This is a genomic window from Paenibacillus sp. OT2-17, from assembly GCF_009827695.1.
Taxonomy (GTDB): domain Bacteria; phylum Bacillota; class Bacilli; order Paenibacillales; family Paenibacillaceae; genus Paenibacillus; species Paenibacillus polymyxa_B.
This window is the reverse complement of sequence record NZ_WUDQ01000002.1, coordinates 92,100-110,242: the sequence shown is the minus strand read 5'-3', so window position 1 is coordinate 110,242 and position 18,143 is coordinate 92,100. Positions and strand designations below refer to the sequence as shown.

The window sequence follows — 18,143 nt, the reverse complement described above, 5'->3', positions numbered from 1 at the left end:
TAAAAAAAAAGAAAATAGTTATTTTTTTTCACTCGTATTGATAATGAATATCATTATCAAATTTTAAGGAGAGGTGTTAATAGCCAATGCAGACAGTAGATTACAAACAGGTGCCAGGGCACTGGATATTAGCAAGTCTCGGTAAGCGCGTGCTTAGGCCCGGAGGGTTAAAAACAACACGTTGGATGATAGAGGGACTTGACGTAACCGGGCAGGATGAGGTTATTGAGTTTGCCCCCGGATTGGGTATAACTGCCCAAATCACACTGCGGCTTAATCCCCGTCGTTATATTGCGATTGAACAGAATGAGAAGGCGGCTTCTATCGTAAAAACGTATGCAAGCGGAGCAAACCGGGAAGTTATTATTGCCGATGCTGAACAGGTTCCGTTGCCGGATGCCTCTGCGACGGTGGTATATGGGGAAGCCATGCTGACGATGCACACAAGAGCCAAGAAAGCGCAGATTATTTCGGAAGCCAGGCGGCTTTTGAAAACGGGCGGGAAGTATGCTATTCATGAGATGTGCCTTGCTTCTAACCATATTGAGCCTGCGCTCAGAAAACAAATTTACAAGGATTTGGCTACAGCCATGAGAGTTAATGCGACACCGTTGACGGTGTCAGAGTGGGAACAGCTGCTGAAAGAGGAAGGCTTTAAGGTCGTTAAAATCTATACGGTTCCCATGCACTTATTGCATCTGCCACGTATCATTCAGGACGAGGGCTGGTTGAGATTTGGAAAAATCGCCTTTAACCTTATGCGTAACCATGCTGCCCGGACAAGGGTTATGGGTATGCGCAAGCAGTTTGTAAAGTACGCCGACCATCTGCAAGCGGTCAGTATCATCGCTGAGCGATAGCCTGAATTCACGAATAAGAGAATAATAAAAGCTTTTTACGCAATAGCAAAAAAGGAGACGAACCCACATTCAGGGATTCGTCTCCTTTTTGTATATTTGCTGCTTTGGCTTGGCTGCTGGAGTGCACATGCTTTGCACCCCTCTATTCGTCATATATTAGGTATAACGAAAATTTCCAATTTCTGATGTTTTACATTACCATAGTGACTGAGATCATTGGAATAGTTAACCAAAATAATAAAATAGGCATACTTCAAAAGGAGGAAGCGTGTTATGAAGCTGCATCGAGCCATTGTGGTGGATGATGAAACCTTTACTCGCAAAGGGCTGCTTCAACTCATGGATTGGCAAGCCTGTGGTTTTGAAATCGTAGGAGAAGCTGATAACGGTGAGGATGCGCTGGAGCTAATCAGCCGTATTCACCCGGACCTGGTCATTACCGATATTCGTATGCCTGTGCTGGACGGATTAGAGCTGATTCGGTCTGTGCTCGAACAGAGTACAGAACATCCCGCATTTATTATTTTAAGCGGCTATAGTGATTTTGCTTATGCGCAGCAGGCAATCCGCTATGGGGTTCATGATTTTATGCTTAAGCCGATTGATGAGGGTGACTTTTCGGCTACACTGCGCAAGCTGAGTGAAAGACTGCATCGTGAACAACAGAATGCACAACGATATCAGAATCACCATGCAGGTGGGCTGTTAGAGACTGTGATGATGAACCCAGTGGATGATGTAGTGGTGACACAGTGGGAGCAGCAGCTACGGCTTGGGGAAGCCACGTATATGTACTATGTACTCGTCGAGCTGTGCCGATGGTGTCATGCTATCACTTTTTCAGTTCAGGGAGCTTATAGAGCAAGCGCTTCATCGTTTAATGGATGGCAAGTACCCTCTCTATGTTCATGAGCATCGTAACCGGATTGGTCTTATCGTACCGGACTTCTTTTTGGGGTGTTTTGAAGGCAAGGTCGAAGTTTTTATGAAAGCGCTACAACGAGAGATAGAGGGGATGAAGACACTAAAAGGTCAGCTGGGAAGTCGGGTTTTCGTTTATGCAGGAAAGCCTGTGAATCGGTTGCAGGATATCCAGCAGTCCTACGCCTGTGCGAAGGAAGCAGTGCTCCATAAATACATTTATGACAATAGCGGTATTGTTGTATATCTACGGGAGGGAATGCCACCACTTCACTATAAGACCATCCCTCAGGACGTACTGGATCGCTTGACGGAACAAGTTGAGGAACTGCGGTTGGATGAGCTGCGTGTGGCCGTGGATTATTTATTTAGTAGTTTTCGGGAGGAGTGTTATGCACCTGAGGCTATGAAAATGAGTCTGCATCAATGCTTACTTAGTATCGTTCGGGTCATTCAAAACATGCAGGGAAATGAGCGCTCACTTCAGTCACTAGAACCGATGATGAACTGGCAGGACATGAACCTGTCCCTGGGTGAACTACAGCGATTGTTTACAGCTTTTGCAGAGGAAAGTGGAAGGTATATTGGGGTTCTGCGCAAGGATTGTCAGCAAGGAGGCATCCAGCACATCCGTGCTTACATTGAGCAGCATGCCGCCGAGAATATAAGCCTGAAAAGTATTGCGGCTCGCTTTTACATGAACCCGGTATACCTCGGTCAATTGTTCAGAAAAACGTATGGTGTGTACTTTAACGAATTTCTGCTGAAATTGCGCGTTCAGGAGGCGAAACGCTTGTTGCGGCAGACGGATCTGCGGATTTATGAAATTGCTGAGCGCGTGGGCTTCGGCAGTTCAGACTATTTTGTTACCCAGTTTGAAAAGATGGCGCACGCCACGCCTAGTGAATACCGCAATAGCCTGAGTATTGGCGACGAGCCAGAGAGGGCCAGCGAATGAAGATGCTGAGAACGACTCTTGATCATGTGCGATTGCGGGATAAAATGCTGCTGCTTTATTTTCTCTGTGTTTTCACGCCTGTAGTGCTGACCAATCTTATTTTTTACCATGTCACCTCGCAAAACGTGAAGGAACAGCGTATGCAGGATATTTCGCGCGCACTGGAACAGATTAAAATTGAATTTTACCGTGAATTTGAAGATGCGATGGAAATCTCGTCTATCTTTTATACTGATCATCAGCTCAATGAGGTATTGGAAGAAACATATCCCCACCCTGCTGACTATATCGCCGCTTATGACTCTTATTTACGTCATATCTTGAACAACACTTACAGTCCTGCATACCATTCCGTAGGTGGAATTACGATCTACACCAATAATTCAACGCTGCTGAATTCCGGGGGAATCAGCTTTATAGATGAGGGAGTCAGAAGTTTGCCCTGGTATACCAAAATCTCGCCTGGACGCCAGTCCAAGCCTATATTTGTACGTACCGATGACAGCACAGGTGAACAGATGTACCCTTTTAGCCTGATTCGGCGGATGAACTACTTTTATTCCCAAAATGGTCGTGAAAAAATACTGAAAATAGAACTGCGAATGTCGTCCATTCGGGAGATTTTCAATAACCTGAATTTGCAGGGAAGTCTCTTTCTGCTGAACGAACGAGGGGGAATCGAATATACAACGGACCCCAAAGTGGATATAAACCACAAACATGTAGCCTATAACACTCTCAAGCTGCCCGAGGACACGATGGAGTTCAAGACGAATTATGTGCTTACGAGCAATCTGAATGGCTGGAGCATTGTGGCTGCGGTATCGAGAGATGCAGTGCTGTATGAAATGCAGGAATCTCGCAATTTTGTGCTCTTGTTAACCTGTGTAAATATGCTGCTGCCTACATTAATCATTATTTGGATTACACGTTCGTTGAACGTGAGGATTCATCGTATTTTAAAGCACATGAAGAAGGTGAAAAACCAGCATTTTGAGCTGATTCGCGGTACAGAGTCGCGAGATGAAATCGGGCAATTAACAGGTGAGTTTAATCGGATGACGCTGAAAATAAAGCGACTGATTAACGATGTCTATATGGCCGATATACAGCGAAAAAATCTGGAAATTCAGCGCAGACATGCTCAGTTGAATGCACTTCACAGCCAGATCAACCCGCATTTCCTGTTCAATGCGCTGGAGACGATTCGCATGCGGAGCTTGATGAAGCATGAGGATGAGACAGCGCGCATTATTCATAACATGGCACGGATTTTCCGCAATTCGCTGGTGTGGAACAAGGATCGGGTTACTTTACGGGAGGAGCTGGAGCTGATCCGTTGTTTTCTGGAAATCCAGCAATATCGCTTTGGTGAGCGAATACAGTACGAAGTGCAAGCGCGCTCTGAAGACCTGGACAATCTGCTTCCCAAAATGGTCGCGCTGACACTGGTTGAAAATGCAAGCATCCACGGCATTGAGCCGCTAAAGCATGGGGGACGCATTGAGATACATTTTGAGCATGAGGAAGGACAACTGATTCTAACGGTTCGGGATGATGGGGTGGGCATGTCTGAGGAACAGGTACAACGCTTATATGGTTACATGCAAAGGCAGGAAGAAATGGGTGAGCGTATAGGTCTACAAAATGTCATCTATCGTCTTAAACTTTACTACGGGAGCCGCTTTGAGCTTGCTATTCGCAGTGCACCCGGCGACGGTACGGAGAGTCGAATTAGGATTCCTGCGGATCGGGAGTGAGGGTAGACAGCAACGCCTATTTTGCTTTGAAGGACCTTTACCTATAGTTTTCTAAGTAACACCTTTAGATTGACAGGTGAACGAAATGAACAGCATTTTATAAAATGAAAGTGCTTACAATTTAGAGTGTGCGGGATTCTCAGTGCTTGAGGTACGTGCGCACGATATTCACACACAATCGACAAAAGAGGACGAAAGGGGAGGGTCTGGCATGACAAGCAAAAGGTTCGGAATCATCAGTCTGGTAATGGTTATGATGGCGTCTATGATCGCTGCTTGCTCAGGGAGCTCGGGCAAGGAGCCGGCGTCAGGAGATAGCAAGGAGAAGGTCACATTCACGTATTTTAATGCCACTGCGGGGAGGGACATTAATACCAATGAAACGCGGATCGGCAAAATCCTGGAGGATCAGACGGGGGTAAACTGGAAGCTGGAGCATTTGGTGGGTGATTCCAATACGAAGATTGGTACATTTATTGCCAGTAACGATTACCCGGATGTGATAGTACCGGATGGCACGATCGATAAGCTGCTGGATGCCGGGGCTTTTATTCCCCTGAATGATTTGATCGACAAGTATGGACCGAATATTAAGCGTGTATATGGACCGTACTACAACTTGATGAAGGCAGAGGATGGGAACATTTACTTTCTGCCGCTCAGTGCGGTGGTAGGCGATTATTTACCTGCGCCTAACTTAGAGCAAGGAGCCTTTTGGGTGCAACGCAGGGTATTAAAAGAAGCGGGATATCCAAAAATCAAAACACTTGACGAGTATTTAGCCCTGATTCGTAACTATGCGAAAAAGCATGCAGATGAGGGATTGACTGGGTACCTGGCGTTAACCACGCAGGATAGGTTTTATGCTCTTACGAACGCACCGATGCATCTGGCAGGCTATCCGAATGATGGCGGCACGATTATTGATATGAAAACACACCGGGCCACGGATTATGGAGATATGGAAATCACAAAGCGGTATCTGAAAGAGCTAAATCAGCTCAATGTAGAAGGCCTATTTGATAAATCGTCCTTTGTGGACAATTACGATCAATATCTGGCGAAGCTGACTTCGGGTAAGGTGCTGGGCTTTTTCGACTACCGCTGGCAGGCGGGGCAGGCCCTGAATAATCTGCAGGAGGCTTCCAAGCAATCGGGCAATGATGATATGGAGTATATAGGGCTGCCTGTTGTATACGACCAGAATATAAAGGATCAGTACATTGATCCGTCGTCATTCGTTAATAACCGAGGCATAGGAATTACGGTCAGTGCCAAGGACCCGGTACGTATCATCAAATTTTTTGACAACCTGCTGACCGACGAAAACCAGGTGTTATCCAACTGGGGAATCAAGGGAGAAACCTATGATGTAGATAAAAAAGGACGCTTTTACCGGACTGAGGAGCAAATTAAGCAGACTGGTCAGGACGCGTTCCGCGAATCATTCGGGTTCAAATATTTTGAATACAGTTGGCCGCGATACGGTAGCGGTTCCACCCTGCCTGACGGCAACTCCGTTGGTGCCGGACGGCAGCCGGAGGTTGCGCGTATGTCCTACACCGAGGGAGATAAAAAGCTACTAAAAGTCTATGGTGTAGAGTCCTTCTCGCAAATGTTTTCCGCACCAGACGAGCGCCCATGGTATCCAGCCTGGAGTATCCCAATTGCTCAAGGTTCACCTGCGCAGCTCTTCCAGCAAAAGAAGGGGGACCTGCAGCGCAAATATTTCCCGCGTTTGGTGCTGTCTGCACCGGAGCAGTTTGATGCGATATGGAGTGAATACACTACTGAATTCAACAAGCTGGATGTAAAGGCGTATGAGGAGCTGATCACGAAGGAGGTTGCCAAAAAAATCGAGAATCCCGGTAAAAAATAAAGGAGGAAGCAGCTATGGGCCACTCGTCACCACCAGCAGTCACGATCTCCCCGGATCAGTTGCCGCCCTCGCGGCGAACCGGCTTTAGGGGATTTATGCACAAGCTGAATCAGCAACGGGCACTGGTATGGATGTCCGTCCCTTTTTTAATCTGGCTGTTTATCTTCAAGTATTTGCCCATCTGGGGCTGGACAATTGCCTTTCAGGATTTTAAGCCTGCCCGCAAGTTGCTCGATCAGCAATGGGTCGGATTAAAACATTTCCATTTTCTATTTCAGGATGAACACTTTCTGCGGGTCATGCGCAATACGCTGGCGATGAGCTTTATTAATCTGGTGCTGGGCTTTGTCACCGCTATAACATTAGCGATTTTGCTGAATGAGCTTCGCCAGCTCGTATTTAAGCGGGTGGTACAGACGATCAGCTATCTACCGCATTTTATTTCGTGGGTGGTCGCGGCTAGTATCATCAGTACGGCGCTGTCTGCGGATGGCGGCATCATCAATGAGGTGCTGATGTGGCTGGGGTTGATTAAAGAGCCTATTCTGTGGCTGGGCGAGGGAAGCTATTTTTGGGGCATTCTCGGTGCATCGGAGGTATGGAAAAATGTCGGCTGGAACACCATCATTTATTTGGCCGCGATGACGATGATTGATCCCTCGCAGTATGAAGCGGCCGAGATGGATGGAGCAGGGCGTTTTCAGCGAATTTGGCATGTGACATTACCCGGATTGAAGCCTGTATTTATCATCCTGCTCATTATGAACATCGGCAATCTACTGGAATCCGGCTTTGAGCCGCAATACTTACTGGGCAACGGTATGAACGTGGATTACTCGGAGAATCTGGATATTTTCGTGCTGAAATATGGTATCCAGATGGGTAATTTCTCGCTTTCCATTGCTGCGGGGATGTTCAAAACGGTGGTCAGCTTCATCTTACTGTTTAGCGCCAATCATATTGCGAAGCGGTTAGGGGAGGAGAGGCTGTTCTAGAATAAAGGGAGTTATGGGGGGAGAAGGCTGCTCCGCGTGCGGATTGTTCTTCCGATCGCTGTTATCCCCGTATTTTCTTATTGGAATAAAGATCATAGGTTAAAATCCGGGGCTAGCTTATGCTTACGATGCGAGCTTTCCTCTGGAAAGCTTTTAGCCGAACGCTCCGCTTCTTCAGAACAATTCCGCCCGCTCCGCTGCTACCCGCCGTAAAGTCACTTTTTTTGAGAACTGAGGGTAGTGGCAAGGGGAGAGTTTAAGGAAGGCGCGTGACTCGCGCTTCCTTGGGTAAATGTGCCATCATGGTTGGCTCAGCTTCGCTATCGCTTGTTTTTAGGATTGTGCTAGTGGTGGTAACAGAAGGTGCATGCTCATGCATACTACAGGTGTAAGTCAGTGGATTTTTAGCAGGCCGCTTCGCTGACCTCATCAAAACCTTATCAAACGAACTAAAACATGACTTCTTATAGTACCAATAATATTTCACCAAGGTTAACTCCAATTGCCACTAATATAACCACTCAAAATAACAGTTCCAAGTAACAGCACCAACAAGCTCCAATAACAATTAGTTGAGTTAGGGTGCGCGATCCAAATGCCTAAACTATTTTTTAGAAAGGAGCGGAAGTCATGGGCAAAGGGAAGGCCGTACACGGGCGATTTCGGGCCCCCTCGGATCGAATTTTTGATGCGTGCAATATCGTGTTTATGCTCTGCCTGATGGTGTTCACGCTGTATCCGTTTTTAAATACGCTGGCGGTTTCGTTGAATGAAGCGAATGATTCGATTCGGGGCGGGATCTATTTGTGGCCGCGTGAATTCACGTGGAGTAATTATGAATATGTGTTCAAGGAAGCGACGATTTTCCATGCTACGCTGATTTCTGTATTACGTACGGTTGCGGGTACGGTGACCTCTGTGTTTTGCTGCGCGATGGTGGCGTATACGATCAGCCGGCCGGAATATGTGCTGCGCAAATTTGTTTCGATTGCTTTTATTTTAACGATGTATTTTAGCGGTGGATTGATTCCAAACTTTCTCCTGATTCGTGAGCTTGGGATGCTGGGGACTTTCTGGGTGTATGTCGTGCCGGGATTGATCGGGGTGTTTAATGTGATTGTCATTCGCTCCTTTATTGAGGGATTGCCGGAAGGGATTTTAGAGTCGGCGCGTATTGACGGGGCTGGGGAGTTTGCCACTTTTATGCGCATCGTTTTGCCGCTGTGTGTTCCCGTACTGGCGACGGTGTCGCTGTTTACAGCGGTCGCGCAATGGAATTCCTGGTTCGATGTGTTTTTGTACAATTCGTCATATGAGCAATGGAGCACTCTTCAATATGAGCTGATGAAAATACTGCAAAATTCCAACACGTCTGTTAACACTCAGGACTATGCGAGCCAATTCGCTGGTTCGGAAAATCTGGCGAAGTCGGTCACGCCTACCTCGATTCGGGCCACGATGACGATTGTCGCTTCAGTGCCTATTATTTTAGTTTATCCTTTTTTGCAAAAATACTTTGTGAAGGGTATGACCTTGGGAGGTGTCAAAGGATAGTAACTGAAATCCAATGGTGCCCAATACGAATTCAAAAAATTTGAGTGCGGGAGGGATTGCTTTGCGGCCATGTTGGGTTAAGCCTTTTTGTCTGGTGCTGGCTGGAGCGCTATTGTTATCGCCTGTTGGTTGGTGGGGAGCGTCTGTAGCGAAGGCAGCTACGTCTATAGAACATTCCCCGCCCGTTGCGGATATGGTGCTGTCAGCGGGTGATATCCATAAGACCATTGGAACGTATGGATTTGAGCAAGGAAACAGCGATGGCTGGAAGCCTCGGGGAACTTATACTCAAATTGCATCCGTTACGGAAGCAGCATATGGCGGCACGCATAGTCTGAAGGCAACCGCCCGCACAGCGGCTTGGAACGGGGCGGAGCTGGATGTGAAGTCGCTGTTGCAGCCGGATGTAGAGTATGAAATTAGTGGCTATGTGAAGCTAGATGGTCATTCTGCGGTTCCGAGCATGGTTAAACTTACAGTGGAGCAGCAGCCGACAGGTGGGACTACGACATGGAAGACGGTAGCGCAGACGGAGACGGCGGATACATCGTGGATCAAACTTCAGGGGAAATATACTTTTACCGGGGGGATGGATGCATTGAAGCTGTATGTGGAAAGCTCGAATCCCGCGCAGGCCTACTATGTGGATGAGGTAGAAATAACACAGGTATCGAAGACGCCAACGGAGCCGGCCAATGGTATCGTATCCGGGTTTGAAGATGGTACGGCTCAAGGATGGGTGTCCCGTATGGGAGCCGAGACCGTGCAGGTTTCGAATGCCGATGCACGAACCGGCTCATACAGTCTGCTGACAACAGGCAGACAAAAGACATATGCCGGCCCCAAGCTGGATGTGACTGCTACGATGCAAAAGGGCAGCCGATATACGGTCAGTGCCTGGGTGAAGCTGGCGCTGGGTGAGCAGCCTGCCAAGGTGAGGCTCAGCATACAGCGTGATCACCAAGGGGATAGTGCGTATGAAACTGTTGTAGGCGACACGGCTACTACGACAGGGGGGTGGATGCATTTGTCTGGTACGTATACGCTTGCGCATGATGCAGACACCGTTTCTATGTATTTGGAAACGGCAGAAGGAACGTCTTCCTTTTATATGGATGATTTCGAGCTGTCACTTGTACCGCCGCTGGCTATTGAAAAGGACATTCCTTCTTTGCATGGATTATATGGGGGACAGTTTAGCATTGGCACGGCGATTGAAGCTTTCCAGACCGAAGGGGCTTACGGAGAGTTGGTACAGAAGCATTTTAACAGCGTCGTTGCAGGGAATGCGATGAAGCCAATCTCCTTACAACCGTCCGAGGGACAGTTCCATTGGGAGGAAGCAGACCAAATTGTGCAGTTTGCTAGACAGCATGGACTAGAGATTCGCTTCCATACTTTGGTGTGGCATAACCAAACTGGAGATTGGATGTTCAAGGATAAGAATGGACAGCCGATGACGCCGACTGCTGAGAATAAAAAGCTTTTGCTGGATCGGCTGGAGACGCATATTCGCGCTGTTGCAGCCCGATATAAAAATGTCATCACCGATTGGGATGTGGTGAATGAGGTCATTGATCCTGATCAGCCGGATGGCATGCGCCGCAGCAAGTGGTATCAGATTACTGGTACTGATTATATTGAAAAAGCATTCCGTGTTACGAGGGAAGCGGCGGGCCCGAACGCACGACTATTCATTAACGATTACAACACACATGAGCCGAAGAAACGGGATTTTCTGTACAATTTGGTACGTGATCTGCTCGCTAAAGGCGTACCGATTGACGGGGTAGGCCACCAATCGCATATCCGCCTGGAGTTTCCCGCTATTAGCGAGATTGAGCAGTCCATAGAAAAGTTTGCTTCGCTTGGTCTGGATAATCAGATTACCGAGCTGGATATGGGTCTTTATTCCAATGACACAGATCGCTATGAAACGATTCCAGAATCTATGCTGATCCGGCAGGCTCACCGCTATCGGGCGCTGTTCGATATGTTTTCAAGGCAGCAGAATCATATCAGCAATGTGACGATTTGGGGTACGGATGATGGAAATACGTGGCTCAGCACGTTTCCGATAGCCCGGCTGGATAAGCCGCTACTATTCGACGAACGGTTAAAGGCCAAATATGCCTATTGGGCACTTGCTGATCCGTCCAAAGTCCCGCCGTTGCCAGCGGGGAATAACCAATGAATAGTTTGAATGAAACAGAGGAATAGAGCTGTTCAAAAGGAGAGCTGGAGCTATGGCTACCTTACGCTATACGAATCCGGTTGTCCCCGGATTTTATCCTGATCCGAGTGTGATACGCGTCGGAGAAGATTATTACATGGCGGCAAGCTCGTTTGAATACATGCCGGGCTTGCCCATTTTTCATAGCCGAAACCTGACCGATTGGCGGCAGATCGGGCATGCGTTGAACCGGCGCAGTCAGATTGATTTGTCCACTCGGAAAAGCTCGGAAGGCATATATGCGCCCACACTGCGCTATCATCAAGGTGTTTTTTATCTGATTACGACAGATGTGATGGGGATAGGTAATTTTTATATCACATCTGTGAACCCCGCTGGGCCTTGGTCAGACCCGATCTGTATTCCTTACGGGAATATAGATCCGTCTCTGCTATTGGATGACGATGGGAAAGTGTATGTGACCGTACAATCCGGGGCAGATGCCGAGTCGCATATTATCCAGTATGAGATTGATATCACTACAGGTCAGGCATTGACAGAGCCTATAGCGATTGCTCACGGGGATGGCGGCGTATGGACCGAAGGGCCGCATCTGTATCACATCGGCAGCCACTATTATTTGCTCTGCGCATGTGGCGGAACGGGGCGTGATCATCGAACACTCGTGTATCGTGCGGAGCGCCCTTACGGTCCGTTCGAGCGTATGACAGAGCCGATGCTCACGCATAACGCTCTCCCTGCACATCCGATTCAGAACACAGGTCATGCCGAATTGGTTGAGGACACTCGCGGGGACTGGTGGGCTTTTTTTCTCGGTGTCCGTCCGGTGGTGGACATCGAGCCTGTGGCTGACCGCTTGGAGGCTGTCGAGCCTCAGGCTGAGGTACCACCTTCGTATAGCGTGCTCGGACGCGAAACCTTTCTGGCCCCCGTCCGCTGGACAACGGACGGATGGCCTACGGCTGACAACAACGCAGGCACGGTGCAATTGCACATGTCTGTAGACCGTCAGCCATTCAGTCTGGCGGAGCAGGCTCGCCCGCCTGCTTCTGCGCCGCTCGCGCCTGCAAAGCGTCATAGCTGGCGCGATGACTTTGGTGGTCAGCGGCTGGCCTTCCGTTGGGCTGCTCCGCGCAGGCTGTGTGAAGCCTGCATCAGCCTGGAAGCGCGCCCCGGATGGCTAACGCTCATCGGCAATCGCCACACGCTGCTGGACGAAGCGCCGAGCGTATTCCTCGGCACCCGGCTGCGGCATCATCAGATCGCCGTCCGTAGCCGGCTTTATTTTCAACCACAGCATGAGGGCGAGGAAGCCGGCCTTGCGGTACGACTTAATGAGCACGGTCACTTTACGCTGGGTATTCGTCGGGATGGAGAAGGCAACATGCTTACTGTAGTGGTCTCGGTCGCAGATCAGGGAAAACGAACCGAATGGGTCTCTGTACCGCTGGCGGCTCCTGATATACCAAGCGGTGAAGGTATGGAGCTTCGCATCCTATCCGAGGCGTATCATTTCGCCTTATCTTATGCTGTGCGTCCAAGCAACTGGGTACCGCTCGCTACGGTTCCGGCTTTTGTAGTCTCATCTGAAAGCAATGGCGGTTTCACGGGAGCGCTGATTGGCATGTATGCTGTATCGACCGTCGCTGTAGATGAACCGGTATCTGTCGCCGCGACTCCCGCATACTTTCAATATTTCTCCTACGATGGCTTGGACTATATAAGCCATATAAGCCAAACCTGAAGAATAAACGTCCAAACGGTGTAGATAGGAAAGTCGCCTTATACAAGCATAAAAGCAGGCTGTCCTTCACATGTGACATGTAAAGGACAGCCTGCTTTGTTATCGTAAAGGAATTACATTTTTATTCCAAATTGGCGTGTTGGCCAAACATAGATTTGGAGGTCAGCTTGCGCAGCTCCATCGTTCTGAGTACCAATGCGTCACCGTATAACAGCAGGGTTTGCTCAAACAATGAGCCCATAGGCTGAATCGTTTGGTAGTCCTTGTTGGACGGGTCCTTGGCCGCACCAGGCAGCTTGACGATGATATCGGCCAGTTTGCCAATGGTGGAACCCGGGGAAGTGGTTAGAAGCGCCAGAGAGGCCCCAAGTTTCTTTGCTTTTTCTGCCATGGAGGTCAGGCTTTTGGTTTCACCAGAGCCTGAACCAATAATGAGTAGGTCGCCCTCGCCCAAACCAGGAGTTACGGTTTCCCCGACCACGTAAGCTTGAATCCCCATATGCATCAGCCGCATCGCCAGCGAGCGAATCATGAACCCTGAGCGGCCCGCACCTGCCACGAATACCTTATTCGCAGCGGCGATGGAGTGGATCAGCTGCTCCGATTCTGTATCACTGATCAATTGTGGAACCAATTGCAGCTCCTTGAGTACCTCGGATAAATATTGAGAGGTTTCCATTGGGATTAACCTTGTTTGATGAGCTGTTGCATTTGGGAAGCTACAGCCTTTTTGTCGTCCTCGCCAGTGATACCACCGCCGACGATAACCAGATCCGGTTGAGCCTTCACGACCTCAGCCAAGGTGCTCAGTTTAATACCGCCAGCCACGGCAGTTTTGGAGTTTTTCACGACTTTTTTGACGGTTTGCAGTGCTTCGAACGGGCTCTGTCCTTCAGCTTGCAGATCGTAGCCTGTATGCACACAGATGTAGTCAACGCCCAGAGCGTCGATTTCTTTCGCACGTTGCTCCAGGTTTTTAACACCGATCATGTCCACCAGGATTTTTTTGCCGCCTTGTTTTTTCGCTTCTTCTACTGCACCTTTAATTGTCGCATCTTCAGCTACAGCCAAAATCGTAACGATATCTGCACCAGCCTCGGAAGCTTTTAGCACTTCATAGCCCCCTGCATCCATAACCTTCAGGTCAGCCAGCACTTTCAGATTCGGGAATGCTTCTTTCATTGCTTTTACTGCATGAAGTCCTTCATTGATGACAATCGGTGTACCGATTTCTACGATATCAATATACGACTCTACTTCTTTTACCAATGCAATACCTTGCGGGATATCTACTAAGTCTAAAGCCAATTGAAGTTCCATGTTATTAACTTCACTCCTTAAGTGAATTTATATTTTGATGAACAGGTACATGCTCTGTTGAGTATTACTCTATACTTTGATTTCATGCACAGGTTTGATTGTAAGGCCCCGATATCCGATTGAAAAGTACGCACTAATTCGTAACGTAGTTACCCCGACGATACTATAGCATCATAAAAACCATTCATGAGAGAGCCTGCATTTTGTCTTCTTTAGCATTATTTCTATAAGGGGAGTCGATTATTCGTAACCAAGGATTTTGCAAAAATCCCATAAGCGACTTCCAATGAACAAGATATAGATCGAAATGGTTTAGTTCGTCTATATCTTGCACTTCGGAGCGACTGGAATCGAATTTTGCAAAATCCATAACCATACACAGCAATGTAAGGTTGCAAAAAAAAAGAAGGTAGCGATGATTAAATTGACTTCAAGTTAGGTTTTGACTATATTTGTAATATACTGGTATGCAAAAAATGGAGGCTAAGAGCATAACTACCCTGAAGAGTAGCCGCTGTGCTAAGGGGTAATCGCAATTTTCAGGATAGGGAGGCGGGTTTTAGTGGAAGAGGTCCTGAACCAAAGGGAAGCTATTTATTTGTTGTCGGACAGCCACGAACTCGATAAAGCTTGTGAGTTGTTTAGAATCAGCTACACACATAATGATTGGGATGAAGCGAACAAAGTAGCAGATTATCTGCATACGTTGGCTGAAAGCCTGTATCACACCCAACTGAGAAATGCTGCAGACGGCAAGTATGAGACATTGGACACCAAACACCCGCTAGTGTTTTATTATGCTTACAGTTATCTGGCGAAGTCTATTTACTATCAGAATATGGGAAAGTATGAGGAAGCCAGAAACTATATTATGAAGTATAGCGAAATGGGCTGGTTTATGGGGCTGGATCAGAGCGGTCACGAAGAAGTAGAGAGATTCCGTTTCCTCGCCAAGGCCAATTTATTTACGATTGAATTACTTTCGGGGAGAAGGGAACTTTTGCCTGAGTACGTTCAATTTCTTCACGACAATGAAGAGGAGCTACTTCCAGGATTGGTTGGTATTGCCGAAGCGGCTAACTTGAATAATTGGAATATAGACGACCTGCTGAACGATTTTGCTGATGATATTAAGATATTTGAAGGTTATGAAGATAGAGCAAACCGCGTATATTATTTAAAACTGGTCAACCAATTGGCCATTTACCATTTCAAGAAGAAGCAGTACTCCGCTGCCTTAAATTATGTCCTTGATTCTCTGCAATTCTCTGCCAGTGTAGAAGCGGATGCCGATTTCAGGACATTGGTTGCTCTGTTTGAAACTTATCGAGATTTGGCAACACCATCACAGCAAGAGCAATACCAAACCATTTTATTAAGGGGGCTTCATAATGAAAAAGGCATTAATCTCGGTAACTATGGTCTTGGCGTTTCTTAGTATTGCTCTTCCGGTGGGAAATATTTTGGGAGGGTTAGACCCAGTGTTTCCTTCAAATCATGGTGTTTTTTCTTATACTGCTTGAGTTTCAGATTTAGACCATCAAGCCCGATAGGGCTTTTGTACATAAAGGAGCACACTTTTACGCATTTTGCGATCAGTGTGCTCCCCTTTTTTATCCCAAGATTTATTTTATGGCATACGAAGTCAGGTCATTGGCCAGATGTTGCATCGTTTCACTCGCCTTTTGCATACGCTCCATCACTTCAGTGAAGGAGCCTACCAGAGTCGCCTGCTCCTGAGAAGAAGAAACAATTTGTTCAATTTCCTGCTCCATTTGACGAATGGAGTTTTGTACATCCTTAAGGGCTCCTTCAATATCGACCGTCGCCTTTTTGGATTCTACGGATAGCTTGCGCACCTCTTGAGCGACGATACCAAAGCCTGCTCCTGCTTCTCCTACACGTGCGGCTTCGATCGCTGCATTCAATCCAAGCAGGTTGGTCTGATCGGAAATTTCCTTGATGAACACAGCTACCTGATTGATTTTACCCGAGTTTTGTACGGCGATTTGAGTGTTTTTCAAAATCTGTTCACTGGTTGCCTGAAGCTCCTCGGAATGAGCCGCTACATGCTGTACCATATCAATGAGCTGCTCGGTGATGGAGCGATTCTCGGATACGATTTGATCCAGTTGATTTTTGTTAGTCAAATTATAAGAGGCCGCAAATGCTGCGATGACTTCACCTTTCTCGTCAAATACAGGGATACTGATCATATCAAGAGGAAACCCTAGAATTTCAGCAGGAATGTGGGTCAGGCTGGCCTCACGTCCATTTTTAAGCATGGCAAAATCTTTATAGTCCTCGAGCAGCTCCGAGCCTGTTTCAAAGCCGAGATCCATACCCTCCGATTGGGTATACATAAGGACATGAGTGCGGTCGAAGAGAGCAAGGGTCACTTTCTCACGCATAATCTGTTGTATGTAGGGAATGGCTGCAATTAATGCATCTATTGTATTCAAATAGATAACCTACCTTTCTTTACTAGATATATTTTTTATAGTCTCGTATATAGTTGTCGGTCTAAAGACGGATAAAAGTTATAAAGATATTGAAAATTTAAAGGGAAATGAAAGCTTCAGAAAAAAAGGCATACCGTTTCCATTACGGAACGATATGCCTTCTATTTAATCTTAACGTGTCAGTGCTGTGTATAGGTAGTTCACTTGCCGCGTTGCTCGAACAGTTGTGCGATTTCCACAATAACCTTGGTAGCAAGTACCATGTTGTCCACCGATACATATTCAAACTTACCGTGGTAATTTTCCCCACCTGTGAAAATATTCGGGGTAGGCAGTCCCATGTAGGATAGCTGTGAACCGTCTGTACCGCCACGAATCGGCTTGATAATAGGTTCGATATTCAGCTTTGTCATTGCTTCATAAGCGACATCGACGATATGCTTGACTGGCTCTATTTTCTCTTTCATGTTGTAATACTGATCTCTCAGCTCCAGCGCAATACGGTTTTCTCCATAAGCGGCCTGCAGCTCTTTGACTACATTTGTTAAATAAGCTTTCCGTTTTTCAAAGCTCTCGCGGTCAAAATCACGGATAATATAGTATAGCTTAGCTTGTTCTGCCGTGCCTGTAGACTCCAAGAGATGATAGAAGCCATCATATCCGTCTGTATATTCCGGGGCTTCGTTTGCAGGTAACCGACTATGCAGCTCCATAGCGATTTTGGCAGCGTGGATCATTTTGTTTTTAGCCGTACCGGGATGCACATTCACACCGTGAATGGTAATATGGGCGGCTGCGGCGTTAAAGCTCTCATACTCCAGTTCTCCGAGCGGTCCGCCGTCTACCGTATAGGCATATTCAGCGCCAAAAGCGGCTACATCAAAGCGTTCCGGTCCTCTTCCAATCTCTTCGTCCGGTGTAAAAGCAACGCGAATTTTGCCATGTTGAATTTCTGGATGGTCAATCAGGTAGTGGATAGCTGTCATGATTTCTGCGATCCCGGCTTTGTTGTCTGCACCGAGCAGGGTGGTACCATCTGTTGTGATCAGGGTGTGGCCTTTATATTGAGCCAGTTCGGGAAACTCACGTGGAGAAAGAACCACACCAAGCGAAGCATTCAGCGTGATATCGCCCCCATCATAGTTTTCCGTCAATTGCGGCTTTACCCCTGCGCCAGTCAGTTCGGTAGCCGTATCGAGGTGAGCGAGGAAACCAATGACGGGAACCTCTTTATCCGTATTGGAAGGAAGGGTTGCCATCACATAACCATGATCATCAATGGTTACGTCTGTCATACCAATGGCTTTCAATTCGCCCACCAAAAGGTTGCCCAATGTGAGCTGTCCGGGTGTAGTGGGGCAAGTGTGGCTGCTTTCATCAGATTGGGTATCTACCTGAACATATGTAGTCAGGCGGTCAATCAGTTCCTGTTTCATGTGTGTATCCTCCTTGGTGTCATTTCTATTATGGTACGTATTTTATCATGATTAGGCTTA

12 protein-coding genes and 1 pseudogene are annotated in these 18,143 nt (G+C 47.4%); 9 read left to right on the top strand and 4 right to left on the bottom strand.

Annotation, left to right across the window (positions count from 1 at the left end; all coding sequences use genetic code 11):
* The first annotated feature begins 86 nt into the window (after nt 1-86).
* From GRP75_RS01660 to GRP75_RS01625, 8 genes and pseudogenes are all read left to right on the top strand, one after another.
* On the top strand, nt 87-860 hold the full coding sequence (locus GRP75_RS01660; RefSeq protein WP_028540834.1) for a class I SAM-dependent methyltransferase: 774 nt from the start codon (nt 87-89) through the stop codon (nt 858-860).
* A gap of 273 nt (nt 861-1,133) precedes the next feature.
* Nucleotides 1,134-2,739 (top strand): annotated as a pseudogene (locus tag GRP75_RS01655) (response regulator transcription factor).
* A complete protein-coding gene (locus tag GRP75_RS01650) occupies nt 2,736-4,499 on the top strand; it encodes a sensor histidine kinase (RefSeq protein ID WP_160788442.1) in 1,764 nt (587 codons plus the stop codon). The pseudogene GRP75_RS01655 and the gene GRP75_RS01650 overlap by 4 nt, the downstream one beginning before the upstream one ends.
* A gap of 211 nt (nt 4,500-4,710) precedes the next feature.
* Nucleotides 4,711-6,378 (top strand): ABC transporter substrate-binding protein, encoded by a 1,668-nt coding sequence (locus GRP75_RS01645; RefSeq protein WP_028540827.1) that lies wholly within the window; start codon nt 4,711-4,713, stop codon nt 6,376-6,378.
* 14 nt (nt 6,379-6,392) lie between these two features.
* Nucleotides 6,393-7,373: an ABC transporter permease gene (locus GRP75_RS01640; RefSeq protein ID WP_023990911.1), complete on the top strand. Its 981-nt coding sequence runs from the start codon at nt 6,393-6,395 to the stop codon at nt 7,371-7,373.
* A 630-nt stretch (nt 7,374-8,003) separates the two neighbouring features.
* The gene (locus tag GRP75_RS01635) at nt 8,004-8,927 is read left to right on the top strand and encodes a carbohydrate ABC transporter permease (protein WP_028540826.1); all 924 of its coding nucleotides are present in this window, start codon (nt 8,004-8,006) and stop codon (nt 8,925-8,927) included.
* 61 nt (nt 8,928-8,988) lie between these two features.
* Complete coding sequence (locus GRP75_RS01630) at nt 8,989-11,121, top strand: endo-1,4-beta-xylanase (RefSeq protein WP_160788441.1); 2,133 nt, start codon at nt 8,989-8,991, stop codon at nt 11,119-11,121.
* A gap of 52 nt (nt 11,122-11,173) precedes the next feature.
* Nucleotides 11,174-12,865 (top strand): glycoside hydrolase family 43 protein, encoded by a 1,692-nt coding sequence (locus GRP75_RS01625; protein ID WP_160788440.1) that lies wholly within the window; start codon nt 11,174-11,176, stop codon nt 12,863-12,865.
* 121 nt (nt 12,866-12,986) lie between these two features.
* On the opposite strand, the gene hxlB is transcribed toward GRP75_RS01625, so the two are convergent.
* Both hxlB and hxlA read right to left on the bottom strand, forming a co-directional pair.
* A complete protein-coding gene (hxlB, locus tag GRP75_RS01620) occupies nt 12,987-13,544 on the bottom strand; it encodes a 6-phospho-3-hexuloisomerase (protein ID WP_023990908.1) in 558 nt (185 codons plus the stop codon).
* A 5-nt stretch (nt 13,545-13,549) separates the two neighbouring features.
* On the bottom strand, nt 13,550-14,185 hold the full coding sequence (gene hxlA, locus GRP75_RS01615; protein WP_013312540.1) for a 3-hexulose-6-phosphate synthase: 636 nt from the start codon (nt 14,183-14,185) through the stop codon (nt 13,550-13,552).
* Between the two features lie 562 nt (nt 14,186-14,747).
* Here hxlA and GRP75_RS01610 point away from each other — a divergent pair.
* Nucleotides 14,748-15,623 carry a DNA-binding protein gene (locus GRP75_RS01610; protein WP_076264544.1) on the top strand — a complete coding sequence of 292 codons (876 nt, stop codon included), beginning with the start codon at nt 14,748-14,750 and terminating at the stop codon, nt 15,621-15,623.
* A 187-nt stretch (nt 15,624-15,810) separates the two neighbouring features.
* Here the strand turns inward: GRP75_RS01610 and GRP75_RS01605 are convergent, their stop codons facing one another.
* Together GRP75_RS01605 and pepT are read right to left on the bottom strand one after the other, a co-directional pair.
* Nucleotides 15,811-16,647: a methyl-accepting chemotaxis protein gene (locus GRP75_RS01605; protein ID WP_023990905.1), complete on the bottom strand. Its 837-nt coding sequence runs from the start codon at nt 16,645-16,647 to the stop codon at nt 15,811-15,813.
* A 200-nt stretch (nt 16,648-16,847) separates the two neighbouring features.
* Nucleotides 16,848-18,083, bottom strand: a complete 1,236-nt coding sequence (gene pepT / locus GRP75_RS01600; protein WP_160788439.1) for a peptidase T — start codon at nt 18,081-18,083, stop codon at nt 16,848-16,850.
* Nucleotides 18,084-18,143: the final 60 nt, after the last annotated feature.